The organism is Sphingomonas sp. CD22 (genome assembly GCF_034556155.1).
In the GTDB taxonomy this organism is placed as follows: domain Bacteria; phylum Pseudomonadota; class Alphaproteobacteria; order Sphingomonadales; family Sphingomonadaceae; genus Sphingomonas.
Genome location: NZ_JAYDYX010000014.1, coordinates 1 through 15247, shown reverse-complemented (window position 1 = coordinate 15247; position 15247 = coordinate 1). Strand labels below are relative to the sequence as shown.

General features: G+C 68.7%; 13 protein-coding genes. 5 read left to right on the top strand and 8 right to left on the bottom strand.

The annotated features are described in order from the left end of the window. Positions 1-40: 40 nt before the first annotated feature. The 8 genes from SFC76_RS18905 to SFC76_RS18870 form a co-directional block, all read right to left on the bottom strand. Positions 41-2362 carry a TonB-dependent receptor gene (locus SFC76_RS18905; RefSeq protein ID WP_322850965.1) on the bottom strand — a complete coding sequence of 774 codons (2322 nt, stop codon included), beginning with the start codon at positions 2360-2362 and terminating at the stop codon, positions 41-43. After that, positions 2325-3230, bottom strand: coding sequence for a FecR family protein (locus SFC76_RS18900; protein ID WP_322850964.1), 906 nt, complete (start codon positions 3228-3230; stop codon positions 2325-2327). The genes SFC76_RS18905 and SFC76_RS18900 overlap by 38 nt, the downstream gene beginning before the upstream one ends. Before the next feature lie 67 nt (positions 3231-3297). After that, complete coding sequence (locus SFC76_RS18895; RefSeq protein ID WP_322850963.1) at positions 3298-3834, bottom strand: RNA polymerase sigma factor; 537 nt, start codon at positions 3832-3834, stop codon at positions 3298-3300. Continuing rightward, a complete protein-coding gene (locus tag SFC76_RS18890; protein WP_322850962.1) occupies positions 3824-4552 on the bottom strand; it encodes a hypothetical protein in 729 nt (242 codons plus the stop codon). Before SFC76_RS18890 ends, SFC76_RS18895 begins: the two co-directional genes overlap by 11 nt. Positions 4553-4614: 62 nt before the next feature. Continuing rightward, a complete protein-coding gene (locus tag SFC76_RS18885; RefSeq protein ID WP_322850961.1) occupies positions 4615-5337 on the bottom strand; it encodes a phosphatase PAP2 family protein in 723 nt (240 codons plus the stop codon). Positions 5338-5407: 70 nt separating this feature from the next. Next, complete coding sequence (locus SFC76_RS18880) at positions 5408-6262, bottom strand: ATP-grasp fold amidoligase family protein (RefSeq protein ID WP_322850960.1); 855 nt, start codon at positions 6260-6262, stop codon at positions 5408-5410. 94 nt (positions 6263-6356) lie between these two features. Then, positions 6357-9536 (bottom strand): CusA/CzcA family heavy metal efflux RND transporter, encoded by a 3180-nt coding sequence (locus SFC76_RS18875; RefSeq protein WP_322850959.1) that lies wholly within the window; start codon positions 9534-9536, stop codon positions 6357-6359. Next, positions 9533-10792, bottom strand: coding sequence for a TolC family protein (locus SFC76_RS18870; RefSeq protein ID WP_322850958.1), 1260 nt, complete (start codon positions 10790-10792; stop codon positions 9533-9535). The genes SFC76_RS18875 and SFC76_RS18870 overlap by 4 nt, the downstream gene beginning before the upstream one ends. Positions 10793-10933: 141 nt before the next feature. Here SFC76_RS18870 and SFC76_RS18865 point away from each other — a divergent pair, with 141 nt between their 5' ends. The 5 genes from SFC76_RS18865 to SFC76_RS18845 all read left to right on the top strand — a co-directional run bounded on the left by SFC76_RS18865 (position 10934) and on the right by SFC76_RS18845 (position 14963). Then, complete coding sequence (locus SFC76_RS18865; RefSeq protein WP_322850957.1) at positions 10934-11611, top strand: response regulator transcription factor; 678 nt, start codon at positions 10934-10936, stop codon at positions 11609-11611. Continuing rightward, positions 11589-12953: a HAMP domain-containing sensor histidine kinase gene (locus tag SFC76_RS18860; RefSeq protein WP_322850956.1), complete on the top strand. Its 1365-nt coding sequence runs from the start codon at positions 11589-11591 to the stop codon at positions 12951-12953. The genes SFC76_RS18865 and SFC76_RS18860 overlap by 23 nt, the downstream gene beginning before the upstream one ends. A gap of 96 nt (positions 12954-13049) precedes the next feature. After that, positions 13050-13712, top strand: a complete 663-nt coding sequence (locus SFC76_RS18855; protein ID WP_322850955.1) for a DNA starvation/stationary phase protection protein — start codon at positions 13050-13052, stop codon at positions 13710-13712. Then, on the top strand, positions 13702-14238 hold the full coding sequence (locus SFC76_RS18850; RefSeq protein ID WP_322850954.1) for a DUF3833 family protein: 537 nt from the start codon (positions 13702-13704) through the stop codon (positions 14236-14238). The genes SFC76_RS18855 and SFC76_RS18850 overlap by 11 nt, the downstream gene beginning before the upstream one ends. After that, a complete protein-coding gene (locus tag SFC76_RS18845) occupies positions 14235-14963 on the top strand; it encodes a VIT family protein (RefSeq protein WP_322850953.1) in 729 nt (242 codons plus the stop codon). Before SFC76_RS18850 ends, SFC76_RS18845 begins: the two co-directional genes overlap by 4 nt. Positions 14964-15247 lie beyond the last annotated feature (284 nt).

The window sequence follows — 15247 nt, the reverse complement described above, 5'->3', positions numbered from 1 at the left end:
GGCGAACCGCGCGACGCAAATATTCAGGCCGCGGGCACGTCTACCATCGGCGTTGCAGCGAGAGGGTGACGGTGCGGGGTCGTACGGGTGTGTGTTGCGGCGTCGCCGCGATCGTGAACGGGTTGCCGAATGCGAAGCTGTCGGCGCGGGAATTGCCGATGTTGTCCACGCCCGCGCGCCACGTCCATCGGCCGTGTCGGCTCGCCAAGGATGCCGCAAGCAGCGATATGGCTCCGCTTTCTCGGTTCAGATCAGGGTCGAAGCTCAGCCGGCTCTCGCCGACATAGCTGAAGCGGATATCGGCCCGGTGCTGCCACGCGCCGGTGCGGAATGTTCGGGTCAATTGCGCGTGGGCGCTCATGTCCGGCACGACGGGCAAGCGCCGGTCGCCGCCGGTCGCGGCGGCGGCATCCTCCTCGAGCCGGGCGCGCTGAATGAGGATTCCGGCGGTCAGCGACCAACGGCGATCGGGTTGCCATTCGATCGTTGCCTCGCCGCCACGATCGTGCGCGTCACCGGCATTGCGGGTCGAGACGAGGCCGGTCGATCCGATCCGATCCGCCTGGACATGCGACCAGCCCGAGGCGAACACGCCCGCGTCGACGACAAGCCGGCCATCCGCCCCGGTCCAGCGCAAACCGAGGTCCACCGCCCCCAGTTCGTCCGCATCGTATCTGTTTGCGGCCTGACCGTCCGTGGCGGTTTGCTCGATCCCGCCGGGGCGAAAGGCGGTGGCGTAGCGTGCGTAGAGCATGAGGCGGGGCCGCGGGATCCAGGCGAGCGACAGGCTGGGGGTGGCACGAACCACGGTTTCCCCCGCCGTCGCCGGAGTGCCGGCGTCGCCGCGCCGGTCGTCGATCGCCGAGCGGAAAATGCGAACGCCGCCCGTCGTCCGCCACGCCGATCCAAGGTGCAGCGTCGCCTCGCTGAACGCGGCGATTTCGTTGATCTCGCGCCGGAATTGCAGGACGGTCGAGGCGGCGACGGCGGCGTTCAACGTCCCGATCGCGTTCGTCCGGGACGACAGCAGCGAGCCGCCGGCCAGCCAGTCGATCGCACCCGACGATCCGGCGACGCGCAATTCGTAATTGCGGACCTGATAGTCGCGATGATCGAGATAGGTGGTGGGAGCGGAGACGCCGAATAGCGATGCCTTGGTTGAGGCGTCATAGCGCGCATCCAGCTCCTGCCACGTCGCGCTCGCCGCCGCGGTCAGCAGCAGTGCGCCGACCGGACCGGAAACCGTCAGGCTGGCGATCGTGACATCGGTATCCTGCGGTTCGGGCAATCGCGCCGTGCGTGCGATCGCACCGCGCGTCTCGACATATTGGCTGTCGGCGATGGCGGAGGACTGTGTCACGCCCTGCACGTCGATGGTCCAGCCGGATGCCGGACGGGCGCGCACGGCGATACGACCACCGCTGGTTGCGCCGTGATTGACGTCCCGCTTGCCGCCGGTCGTGTCGATCCAGCCGGCCTGACCGATGCGATAGCCGACCGCGCGCAGCCCGATCGTGTCGGCGACCAGCGGAATGTCGACCATGGCGTCGATCGTGCCGGCCAGCCCGCCGTCCTGGGTGGCCGACATCGCGGTGCGCAGCCAGCCATGCGGCCGGTCGAGATCGGGTTTGGCCGGCACCATTCGGTACACGCCGCCCAGTGCGCCAGTGCCGTACAGCGGACCCTGCGGTCCTTTGAGCACCTCGACCTGCGCCATGTCGATCAGGCGCAGGTCGGGGTCGGGCGCATCGTAGGTCAGCCGTGCCTCGTCGAGCTGGACGCTGACGCTCGACTGGCCGAAGCCGTCGAACGGGCTGTCGGCGATGCCGCGGATGAACAGGCGGTCGCGTCCCGGGCCGAGATTGGTGGCGGTCAGGCCGGTGATCTGTCCGGCGACGGCGTTGGTATCGGGGGCGTCGCCGAGCGTGGCGAGGTCCGCCCGGCCTAGCACGCGCAGCCCGCCCGCCACGGTCGCGATCGTCTCGGCGCGTTTGGTGGCGGTGACGACGATGTCGGTCTGGGTCGACGCGGGCGTCCGTGGACCGGTCGCGGCGCGGACGACTGCATGCGGCCGTGCCTGCGGTGGCGCGCGTTCGACACGCCAGAGGTTTCGGCCGAGCGCGACGGCACGAAACGGCGTACCGCGCAACAGTCTGGCCAGCGCATCCGCGATCCGGATCCGCCCGCGCACGGCGGGCGCGGCGACCATCGACACGTCCGGGGGCCAGCCGATCGAGGCCGATGCCTGCGTCCCCAACAACGCGAGCGAGCGCGCCAGCGGCGCTGCCGGCAGATCGATCGCGATGCGTTGCGCGGCGGCGGGGTCAGCCGCGAGGCTCGAGAAGCAGACGAGCGCCGTCATCGCGGGCGCTGACACCCAGGATCGTCGCCACGTCTTGCCCAAGCCCGGTGCCGTCACCGATGATCAACACCCCAGAGAAACGGCGGCCGGCGATACGCGGATCGAGGGTCACCCGGCGCCCTGCATAGCGTCCGATATCGGCAGCGACCAGCGCCAGTGGTGCCGCATCGTAGACCAGCCGGCCGCTGCGCCAGCTGGCGACCGCGGCGGCGGGTTGGCGGGCAAGGGTGACGCCGTCGTCGCTGGCGAGCATGACCTTGCCCGCCGCGAGCGCCACCGGGCGTTCCAGCGTATCGGCGGTAACGGACAATCGGCCCTCGGCGACGGCGACCTTGGTGGCGTGGCGATCAGCGACGATCTCGAAGCGCGTGCCGATGTCCCGAACGGTATAGGCGCCCGCGGTGATCGCCAGCGTCCGACCGTCGCGATGCGGCACATCGAAATAGGCGGCGCCGGCCAGCGCCAGCCGGGTGTCATCACCGCCGGCGGCGACGAGGCGGCTGTGCGGGGCGAGCACCGCCCGGATGCCGCCGTCGAGCGCGATCGTCTGCGCGCGCTCCGTGGCACGCCACACCCGATCCGGGCGTGCCGCGGGCCAGCCAATCGCCAGCGCCAATGCCGCCGCAAGTCCGCCGCTGATGACGATCGGCCAGCGCCGGCGGGTGGGTGCCGCGAGCGGCGCGGGCAACTGTCGGGCGATCTCGTCGCGCCGGGTCGTGACCGCATCGTCGATGACGACCAGCGCATCCAGCGCGGCGCGATGGCGCGGGTCCGCCTCGAGCCAGTCGGTGAAGCCGTCCCAGTCCATGTTGTCCGCATCCTGTGCGGCGTGCCATCGTGCGGCCTGATCGTGGATCGACTCGGTCATAATATCCTGGTCGCGGCATGCCCCGCCGCGGCTCCCTGTTCGGATGCTGTGACGACAGGTGCGGCGATCACCCCAGTGCGTCCCGATCGGTGACGGTCAAGAGCCGGCGTAGATGCGCCATCGCGACCGCCACATGCTTCTCCACCCCCTTGCGGCTGATACCGAGCTGCGCGGCGGTCTCGAGATGGCTGAGGCCGTCGATCTTGTGAAGGCGAAAGGCGCGTCCGGCACCCGCCGGAAGTTGCGTGATCGCCGATGCCAGCCGCGCCGAATCCTGCACCGCGATGAGCAGATCGTCGCTGCCCGCCTGCTGCGGCTCGGGGCCGTCGGTCCGCTGATCGAGCGCGATATCGGCCCAGGCGGTCTCGCGCGCGGTGCGCCGTGATCGCTCGCGGATCCGGTCGACGACGAGATTTTGCGCCATGCGATACAGATAGGCGCGCCCGTTGGCGACCGGCCCCGATGGCGCGGTGGCGATCCGCAACCACAGCTCCTGCAGGATATCTTCCGCCTCGGCGGGCGCGCCGGTGCGCGCGATCAGAAAGCGGAGCAGCGCCGCCCGGTGCTCGACATAGAGTCCGGCCAGTCCCGTCTCAGCCGGCAAGGCGCCGTCCTGCGCGTTGCGGCAGGACCGCGACCAGCGTCACGATCACCGCCGCGAGCAGCACCGAGGCCAGCGGTCGACTGACGTCCAGCCCGCCGTGGTCGGCGGGTTTGTCGAGGAAATCCCCGACCGTCGCGCCCAGCGGGCGGGTCAGGATGAAGGCGAGCCAGAACAGGGAAGTTCGCGAGATGGCAGTGGTCCTGTACAGAATGGCTAGGACGCATAGCGCCGCGCCGAACATCGCAGCGCCGCCGAGATAGCCGAAACCACCGTCATCCGCCAGCCAGTCGCCGAGCGCCGTCCCGAGCGTCTGCGACAGGGTGATGGTGATCCAGTAGAAGGTCTCGGCCTTGGGTTCGTGCACCGTCTCGACCGATATCGCGCCCATCGCTGCACGCCAGACGGCCAGCGCTGCCACGAGCAGGACCAGCAACAGCAGCGCCCCACCCGCATAACCGATGCCAACCGATCGGGTCGCGAAATCCGCCAGCGTCGTGCCGGCGGTCGTCGATGCGACGATCGTCGTCCAATAGAGCGCAGGGTGAAACCGCGATGCCCGCATCTGCAGCGCGACCGCTGCCAACAGCACCGCGACGAAGCCGATCGAGCCGAGCAGATAACCCAGGCCCAACGTCATCGTCGCGGCATCGCCCGCCGTCTCGCCCAGCGTCGTGGCAAGGATCTTTATGAGCCAGAAGCCGGCCGTGACCTCCGGCACCTTGGTCTGCGGTAAGGGCTGAATCGGCCCCCTCGCGGCGATTCGCTCGGATATCCGCCGGATCAGAACCTGGCCGCCAGGCCGAGGCCGCCGCCGTGCCGCCCGCCCCAGGGCACGAGGCGCACCGTCTCGTCATGGCGCGACGTCAGCAGCCAGCCGCTGACCGAGCCGATCGCCGCGCCGGCCAAAACGTCGTGGACGTAATGTTTGGATGCCTGCACCCGGGCCAGACCGACAAAGCTTGTGACGACGAGCGCCGGCACCCCGGCACGCCAGCCGTAGCGCTTTTCGAGGCTGACGGCGGCGGCGAACGACAGGGAGGTATGGCCAGAGGGAAAACTGCGATCGTCGCTGCCGTCGGGACGCCGTTCGTCGATCAGCTCCTTCATGACGAAGGTCGCACCACCGGCCGCCGCCATGCTGCCCGCGGCTTGGAGATCGCCCTGCCAGTCGCTCTGCACCGCCGGGATGCCCAGCGATGCCGCGACCAGCACGTCACGGCCGATGTCGCTGGCCTGCGCCCAGCGGCGATCGCTCGCGAAGGCGGGTTGGGGATGGAGTAGCGCCATGGCCAGCCCGGCCGGGATCAGGACGTTCCGGTGGAAGCGCACCGGCGGGGCCACCGTCCGATCCAGACGACGGAACGGCAAACTCAGCATCGAACCGACGATCATCATCAACCCGACCGCCACGTAGACGAGGAGGCCGATCGGCAATCCCATCGGTTTGCCGACGGCCGGGCGCCGCCGGAGCCTATTCGATCTACCGGCGAAATAGCGTGTCATGGCTTGGATCTCCCGGAGCTTGGACGTCGCGACATGGCACCACCCCAGTTCCCCGCACCGGATAGACGCGTCATATGCGCAAGGAGGCGGCCGGGCCGTCGTATACCGGGGGTGCCGTGCCGGGCGCCGACGCGAGGCGCGGTCCGCACCAGAGCCGCCCGAATTCCGCATCGAGTTCGGGCGGTTCGACCGGTTCGAGCCCGGAACCCGGATAAAAGGTCATCTCGCCGAACCGCGGCCGATCGTCGATCTCATAAAGGTCGACGCGGACGAAAGCGAAGCCGTGGCCGAGGGTTTCCGCGCCGTCGATCATCTGTGCTAGCGAGGCCGGCGCGACGGTATCGGCATCGCGGCTCGGCTTGGATATCCTGCGCCACGACCGGTCGAAGACGATCCAGCGATGATCCGTCTCGCGCGCCAGATGGACCTGGATCGCCGCGACGCGACCGTGGAAGACGAACAGCTTGTAATCGATCGGCAGATCCGGCCCTGTGCCGATGAAGGGTTCGATGAGGAGACCCCGTGGGACGTCGCGATAGCCCCATTCGTCGAGCCACGCTCCATAGGGCTTCCGCATCCAGCCGTCCGCAACCCGCCGGATCCGGTTCCAGTCCGCATCGTCGCTGCGGACGATGGCATGTTGATTGCAACCGTGTCGTGACTTCACCACGAACGGCGCGGAGCAGGGCGGTGCAGGCGGCAGCGATCGGCCGGACCATAAGGTCGGCGTCACCCATTCGGCACCCAGCCGGTCGGCGACCAGCACCTTGACCGCGAGCTTGTCGATCCACCACGGCATGCGCGGGTCGCGATCGAGCAGCTTGCGCTGCTGGATCAGTTCGGTGAACAGGCGCGGTGTGGCGAGCGAGAGACGGCGGCGATGCCGCCACCAATAGAGCAGATGCAGGCGGACATGCGCAGTCATCGCGCGAGGCGGGGCGGTGATGGCCGGCAAGGGCGGTCGCATGCCCGGCGGGGACGATCGCGGAACGCCTAGCGACGGCGGTGCGGGATCGCGGTCAGCCGACATCCAGCTCGCCCTTGCTCTTTGACGGTCGGGCGCGGATCAGCCAATTGTAGAGGCTGGGCAGGAGGAGCAGCGTCAGCATAGTCGAGGTGACGATCCCGCCGATCACCACGGTGGCGAGCGGGCGCTGCACCTCGGCCCCGGCGCCGCTTGCGATCGCCATCGGTGCGAAACCGATCGAGGCGACCAGCGCGGTGGAGAGCACCGGGCGTAGTCGGTCATGCGCGCCCTGCCGCACTGCCTGATCGACCGGCAGCGGGTCGTTGCCCTCCCGCCCGTCGCGCAGGCTGTTGATATGGTCGATCAGGACAAGGCCGTTGAGCATCGCGATTCCCGACAGCGCGATGAATCCGATCGCCGCGGTGATCGAGAACGGCATGCCGCGCAGCCACAGCGCGAGCACGCCGCCGGTCACCGCGAAGGGAATGCCGGTATAGACGATCGCCGCCTCCCTGACGCTGCCGAGCGCGGCGTAGACGAGGAGGAAGATCAGCAGCAGCGCCGCGGGGACAACGATCTCCAGCCGCTTCTGCGCGGCCTCCAACTGGTGGAATTGCCCACCGAATTCGATGCGATAGCCGGGTGGCAATTTGACCCCGGCGTTGACCGCGGCGCGGGCGCGCTGGACATAGCCAGCAAGATCGCCGGTGCCGAGATTGACCATGAGTGCGGCGCGGCGCTTGCCGCCGTCGTGCAGGATCGGCTCGACCGCATGCACGCGATGCAGTCGCGCGATGCGCGAGAGCGGGACCATGCCATAGTCGCCGACGCGCAGCGGCAGCGCGAGGATCGCGGCGGGATCGGCGCGCAGCCGTTCGGGCATGCGCACGACGATCATGTGCCGCGCCTCGCCTTCGGGAATGAAGCCAACCTCCGCACCAGCCACCCCGTCGGTGATCGCGCTGTTCACCTCCGCCGTACCGAGGCCGAGGCGCAGCATCGCGGCATGATCTAACTCGACGACGAGGCTTTCGGGCCGGCCTGCGGTCTCGAACGCGACGCCTTCGGTCCCCGGCTGCTTCTGCAGGATCGCCTTGGCCTGTTTCGCCGCACGTTCCAGCACGTCGTAATCCTCGCCGAAGATCTTGACCGAGACGTCGGCACGGACGCCTTCGAGCATCTCGTTGAAGCGCATCTCGATCGGCTGCGCGAATTCGAAGGTCTGGCCGCGATACACCTCGCGCCCGACCTTCTCGATCCCGGCGATCAGGTCCTGTTTTGTCTTGGGTTGGCCGTTACCCGTCGGCCAGTCGGTTTCGGCGGCATAGAAGATGTAGAGGTCGTTCTCGTTGGGCGGCATCGGATCGGTGGCGACTTCGCTGGTGCCGATGCGCGAGAAGCTATGGGTGATCTGCGGGTATTTTCGCCGGATCGCGCGCTCGGTCGCCGCCTCGATCGCGAGGCTGCGGTCCAGCGACATGCCGACCGGCCGATAGACCATCGCGGTGATCGCGCCCTCGTCGAGCTGGGGGGTGAATTGCGAGCCGAGCGTGCGGAACAGCAGATAGGTGACGATCAGCAGGACCGCCGCCGCCGCGGTCAGCCAGACGGGATGCGCGATCGCGGTATCGAGCGCCGGGGTATAGCCGCGCTCGGCGATGCCGACGAAGCCCTTCGACCTGCCGTGGTCATCGCGGTCGGCGGGGGCGCGCAGCAGCCAGGCGGACAGCGCCGGGACGATCGTGAAGGTCCAGACGAGACCGGCGAGAATCGCCAGCATCACCGCCTGCGCCATCGGCTGGAACAGCTTGCCCTCGACCCCGCCGAGGCTGAGGACGGGGACGTAGACGAGCGCGATGATCGCGATGCCGAACAGGGTGGGGCGTGCGACCATCCGCCCCGCGTCGGCGACGGTGGCGCGGCGTTCGTCGGCGGTGAGATCTTCGCCCTTGTCGCGTCGTCGCGCGGCGAGCAGCCGCAGGCTGTTTTCGACCACCACGATCGACCCGTCGACGATCAGCCCGAAATCGAGAGCGCCGAGGCTCATCAGATTGCCCGATACGCCGATCGCATGCATGCCGGTGACGGTGACGAGGAAGGCGAGCGGGATGACCAGCGCGACGATCAGCGCCGCACGCCAATTGCCCATCACGAGCAGCAGCACGATCGCGACCAGCAGCGCGCCGACGCCAAGATTGTGCTCGACGGTGGCGATCGTTCGCTCGACGAGGTCGGAGCGGCTGTATTGGCGGTGGATGACCATGCCCTTGGGCAGTGCGGCCTGCACGTCGGGCATCGCCTGTTCGACGCGGAGCGCGACTTCGCGGCTGTTCTCGCCGACCAGCATCATAACGGTGCCGAGCACGGTCTCGCGGCCGTCCTGCGTCGCCGCGCCCTGACGCGGGGCCGATCCGATGACGACGTCGGCAAGGTCGCGGACCTGCAACGGCAGCACGCCGGCGGCGAATTTGACCGGTATCGCGCCGATCTGCGTCGCGTCCATCACGCGCGCGTCGGTGCGCACGGCCAGCCGTTCCGGTCCCTGCGCGATGATGCCGCCACCGGCATTCTCGACGTTCCTGCCGACCGCCTGCGCCAGTTCGCGCGCGGTAACGCCGTGCTGCGTCAGGCGCGCCGGATCGGGCTGGACGACGAATTGCTGTTCGATGCCGCCGTTGGAATTGACGTCGGCCACGCCGGTGACCGCGCGCAGCATCGGGCGGACGGTATATTCCTGCGCCTCGTACAGCTCCATTAACTGCCGCTGCGCGTCGAGTCCGGCCGGCGGACGGCGCCATTCGACGGTGTAATAATAAATTTCGCCGAGTCCGGTGGTGATCGGCGCGAGCTGGGGCGAGGCGCCGGTTGGCAATTGGTCGCGGACCGTGGCGAGCCGTTCGGTCACGAGCTGACGCGCGCGCAGCTGGTCGGTGCCGTCCTTGTACAGCAGCGTCACCTGACTGAGCCCGGTCTTGGTCAGCGAGCGCGTTTCGTCCAGCCCCGGCTGCCCCGCCATCGCGCGCTCGATCGGCAAGGTGGCAAGCCGCTCGATCTCTTCGGGCGCGAGCGCGGGGACCATCGTGTTGATCTGGACCTGCACGCCCGTGATATCGGGGATCGCGTCGATCTTGAGCGTCGCGAACGACCAGAAGCCGATCGCGGCGACGATCGCGGTGACGAGCGCGACCGCCAGCCGGCGTCGCGTGACGAGGTCGAGCAGCGCGGCGATCATCGCGACAGCACGTTGCCGCCGTTGAGCGCACGCAATTGCAACAGCGCCTCGATCGCCTCGCGCCGGGTGTCGAGGATCGCCACCGTCGCATCGACATAGGCCTGCTGCATCTGCGTATAGGTCGCGAGCGGGATCGCGCCGAGCCGGTAGTTGCGGTCCGCATCCTCCGCCGCAGCGGCGAAGCGGCGCGACGATTCGCCGTCCCATTGCGCCAGCGCACGGCGTTTGGCGTCATATTGCGCCGCCTGATCGAAGACGTCGCGCGTGATGCGGCGTTCGGCGGCGAGCAGGGTCGCATTGGCCTGTGCCTGCCGACCCTGTTCGACGGCGACATCGCCGGCCTGACGGTTCCACAGCGGCAGCGTCGTCGACAGGCGCAGGCCATAATTGGTCTCGCGAATGTCGGACCGGGCGTGATCGTAATAGGGGCCGACGCTGACCACCGGAATCCGCACCTTGCGGGCGAGATCGACCCGCAGCCCCTGCTGCTCGAATTGCGCGCGTAGCGACTTCAGCTCGAAATTGTTCGCCGCGGCATCGGCGGCGAGCGCCGCGCCGGACGGCAGGTCGGGCAGCGCCATGTCTGGGCGGATGATCCGGATGCGCGCGGCGAAGGCGGTGCCGCGCAGCTGGTTAAGTTCGTAGAGGATCGAATTGGCCTCGGCGTCGGCAGAGGCGGCGGTGCGCTCGGCGCTGATCGCATCGGCCTGCAACGCCGCCGCCTCGAGCTGCGGCGCCGGGCCGGCGGGATCGCGCGAGACGATCGTCCGCGCCAGATTGCGCATCCGCGCGGCGACGGTGCGGGCCGTCGTCGCCTTCTCGTCCGCCGCGAACAGGCCATAGCCGAGCGATCGCGCGCGCGCCGCCAACGTCGCGTCGAATTGCTGCAGGCCGATGCGGGCGAGCGCGATCTGATGCTCGGCGATCGCGCGGCGCAGCGCGATCCGGCCGCTGAATTCGATCGGCTGGACCACCGACACCGCATAGGTCTGCCCGTCGCCGATCGGCGCACCGGTGGCGCGGTCGCTCGCGCGCCGTTCGCCGAATTCGACCACCGCTTCGGGATCTGCCCAGCGGCCGGCCGCCTCGCGTTCCGTCCCGGCGGCATCGATCTGCTGCTGATAGAATAAGCGTTCGGGATTGTAGGCGATGACCTCCTGCACCAGCCGATCGAGCGAGATCGCCGTGGCGGTCTGCGCCTGTGCGGGCGTCACGGTCATCGCCGCGGCGACCAGCGCCCATCCCGTCGTCTTCATCGCACGCGCTCCCCGCCGGCGATCGGGTGCCGGCAAGAGGGGGCATGCGCGGGGGCGGCGCCGACGTCGATTAAATCCGCGTTCAGACTCTGAACTGCTATTTATTTGACGCGCCCGCGCGCCCGTGGCGAACGGAACGCCGTGACGCACATATTGCTTATCGAGGACGATGCGGGGACAGCGAACGAGATCGTGCTCGAGCTGACCGCGTGCGGGCATCATGTGACGCACCGCGCGACGCTGGCCACGGCCTTCGCCGCCGCGCGCGCGCAGACCGCCGATCTGTTGATCGTCGATCGCCAGTTGCCCGACGGCGAGGGGCTGGACCTGATCGCGCAGCTGCGGGTCGAGGGGCGTCGTACCCCCGCGCTGGTGCTGAGCGCGCTCGGCAGCCTCGACGACCGGGTCCGGGGGCTGCGGGTGGGCGGCGACGATTATCTGCCCAAGCCGTTCGCGCTGGTCGAACTCGTCGCCCGCGTCGAGGCATTGCTGCGCCGGCCGAACGAGACACGCGAGACGCGGCTGATCGTCGGCCCGCTCGACCTCGACCTGCTCGCCGGCACCGCGTCGCGCGCGGGCCGGCCGCTGGAATTGCTGCCGCGCGAGCTGAAGCTGCTGGACTATATCGTCCGGCGGCCGGGGCGGATCGTCACGCGATCGATGCTGCTCCAGGACGTCTGGGGCTATACGTTCGAGCCCGACAGCAACGTCGTCGACGTCCATATCGGCCGGTTGCGACGCAAGATCGATGCCGAAGGAGAGGTGCCGTTGATCCGCAGTGTCCGGGGGCAGGGCTATGTCTTCGACATTCCGGGTTGATCCCCGCGTCCGCGCGACGTGGCGCTGGGGCGGGGCGATCGCCGCGCTGCTCGTCGTCCAGTCGCTCGCGGTCGCCGCGATCGTCTGGGTGATGGTCAGCGGCAGTCATCGCCGCGAGATCGATACCGCGCTGGCGGGCGATTGCCGTTTCTTCGCACGGACATCGGTCGGCGAGCAGCGCGAGGAGCTGCGCGAGATGCTGACCCGCGACATCCATCGCGACCGCTTCCTCGCGCTGTTCGATGCCGGCGGGCGGCTGATCGACGGCAATGTCGCGCGCCTGCCCGATCGGGCCGGAACGGTGCGCGGGTCGTTCGTCGCGACGGTCGCGCCTACCGAATTGCCGGGCAAGGCCAGCGACGTCGCGCGGCTGATGCTGTGTCCGTTGCCGGGCGGCGGCCACCTGCTCACCGGGTTCGACCTCGACGATGCCGAGGATGCGTTGCGAATCGTCGAGCGGGCGCTGTTGCTCGGCCTGCTGCCCGCCGTGGCGCTCGCGGTCGGGTTCGGGCTCGTCGCGGGACGACGCGCGGCGCGACAGGTCGATACCGTGCGGCAGGTGACCGGACGGATCGTCGCGGGGTCGCTCGGCGAGCGGCTACCGGTCGGCGACAATCCCGACAGTTTCGGATTGTTGTGTGCGCATATCAATACGATGCTTGATCGCATCCAGTCGCTCGTCGCCGACGTGCGCGGGGTGGGGGACGATATCGCGCACCAGTTGCGCACCCCGCTCACCCGGCTGCGCGCCGGGGTCGAGCGCGAGATGCGGGGCGCGGACGACCGGGCGGCGTTCCAGGCGGCCTCCGATGCGGCGCTGGCGGAGATCGACCAGTTGCTCGGCATCGTCGCGGCCTTGCTCCGGATCCGCGAATTCGAGGATCATGCCCGGCGCAGCCGCTTCGCTCCCGTCCCGCTGGCGGCGGTGGCCGAGGATGCATGCGAACTCTACCGCCCGACGGCGGAGGATCGCGGCATCGACCTGCGCTGCGAGATCGCGACCGTCGGCCTGGTCGAGGGCGATGCCAGCCTGTTGATCGAGGCGATGTCGAACCTGATCGACAATGCGATCAAGTTTAGCCCGGCGAAGGGGCGCGTGACGCTGTCGCTGGCGGAGCGCCCGACGGGCATCGTGCTCACCGTCGCGGACGAGGGGGCGGGGGTTCCCGAGGCGGAGCGAGTGCTGGTGACGCAACGCTTCTATCGTGGGCGGCACGAATGCGAGGGGGCGGGGCTCGGCCTCGCGCTGGTCAAGGCGATCGTTGATCTGCACGGCTTCTCGCTAGGCTTCGCCGCGACGGGCAGCGCGGTGTCGATCGTGGCGCCGCTGCGCCAAGTCTGAACCCGAATTTAGACAACCTGCGGCCGGATCGGGCGTTCGGCCTTCTGTAACGGAACCGCGACCGGCTGCGGCTTCCCCCATCAGAGGATATGGACGATGCGCTTTTTCCTGCATGGCGCGCTGCTTGTTGGCGGCGTGGCGGTGATGACCGTACCCGCGTTCGCGCAGAACGCCGCGCCCGCCGGCGGCTTTCCGACGAACAGCGTCAGCGATCGCGTCCATGGCGGTCCGCAGGGGGGCGATGCCCGCGCCTCGGTCCAGGCGCTGCAGCAGACGCTGACCGAATTGCAGCAGCTCCAGCTACAGACCAAACAGGCGCATTGGAACGTCTCCGGCACGCTCTTCTATCCGCTGCACGAGCTGTTGCAGGATCATTATGAAGGCGTCGCCAAATATGCCGACGAGGTCGCCGAACGGCTGCTGGCGATCGGCGTATCCTCCGACGGGCGCGCCAACACCATCGTCCGTACCAGCCGTATTCCCGAATATCCCGGCGGCTTCGTCGACGATGCGCAGGTGATCCAGTGGTTCGCGCGATATTATCGCGTCACCAGCGACGAAATCGGGCAAGGGATCAAGGCAAGCGAGGACAAGGACCCGACGACCGCCAACCTCTTGCAGGAAGTCCAGCATGCCATCGACAAATACCAATGGCAGATGCGCGCCATGATCCAGCCGACACCGACCGATTCCAACACGGGTAGCGATCTCAACAACGCAAGGCCGATCCTGCCGGCGCGAGCGGGCAATGGCGGCTGACCGTCCGATCCGCCGCGCGACGATCGGTCTGGCTTCGGTCGCCGCCGCGACGTTGGTGACCGGTTGCCTGCCTGCGGGTGGCCGGATCGCCGCGCCGGCGGCGACGCCGGTGTTCGATCCTATCGCATTCTTCCGCGGCGCGACGCACGGGACGGGGATGCTGGCGGTGGTGTTCCATCATCGTCAGACGACCGATGTTCGCGGCTTCGGCACCGTCCAGGATGATGGCAGTATCCAGCTTGATCAGGACGTCATGCGCGACGGGGCAAAGCCGCAGCATCGGACATGGCGCCTGCGCGCGACGACGCCCGGTCATTATGCCGGCACGTTGACCGATGCGGTCGGCCCGGTCGTCGCCGATGCCACGGGGAACCAGCTGCATATCCGCTTTGCGATGAAGGGCGGTTTGCGGGTCGACCAGCGCCTGGCCTTGCAGCCGGAAGGCCGGGTCGCGCTCAACCGTATGACGGTCACCAAATTGGGGATCGTCGTGGCGCGACTGGACGAACGGATCGAGCGACGATGACGACAGGGCGTGGCACGTCACCGCTCGCGGCCGAGGGACCGATGGAGCATCATCTGGTCCACCGCGTCGGCTGGCTGCGCGCGGCGGTTCTCGGCGCCAACGATGGCATCATCTCGGTGTCGAGCCTGGTGGTCGGCGTGGCGGCCGCGCCCGGGGCGACGCGGGCGGCGATCCTTCTTGCCGGCACCGCGTCGCTGGTCGCGGGCGCGATGTCGATGGCGGCGGGCGAATATGTCTCGGTCAGTTCGCAATCCGATACGGAACGCGCCGACCTGGCGCGCGAGCAGGCTGAGCTGGCCCGCGCGCCCGAGGCGGAGACCGTCGAACTCGCCGCGATCTACGAAGGCCGCGGTGTCGCGCCGGCACTCGCCCGGCAGGTGGCCGAGCAGATGATGGCGCACGATGCGCTCGGCGCGCACAAGCGTGACGAACTCGGCTTGTCCGATGATCTTGCGGCGCGCCCGATCCAGGCCGCCGTGTCGTCGGCCCTGGCGTTCACGTCGGGTGCCGCGCTGCCCGTCACCATCGCGGTGCTGGCACCCCGGGGGGCGGTGGCCATTGCCGTCGCGATCGGCGCCCTGCTGCTGCTGGCCATACTCGGCGCGACTGGCGCGAAGATCGGCGGCGCACCCTTGTCGCGCGCAGTAGTTCGCGTCGTTTTTTGGGGGGCAGCGGCGCTGGCGGTGACAAGCGTCATCGGCCGTATGATCGGCGCGGCAGACTGACGCTTGCCACAACTTCGATGGTTGGCGGAACGTAGGGCAACATCCCTGAGCCACGATAGGTCAAGGACCGACGGACCGGTCAAAGGTAACGCTCGGTCCGCGGGCGGGGTACCAGACGCGTGTCTGCTGGAGCCTACTCACTTAAATCGAACGTCCACGTGCCGACAAGCGTCCCTATCAGACTGACAGCTAACCCGATGGCAGCTGCCCCAGGGGGCGTTGACATCAAATTATGAACGAGCGGCCGGAGTTGAGATGTTGGGAAGGGGCCACGAAAGACCGGT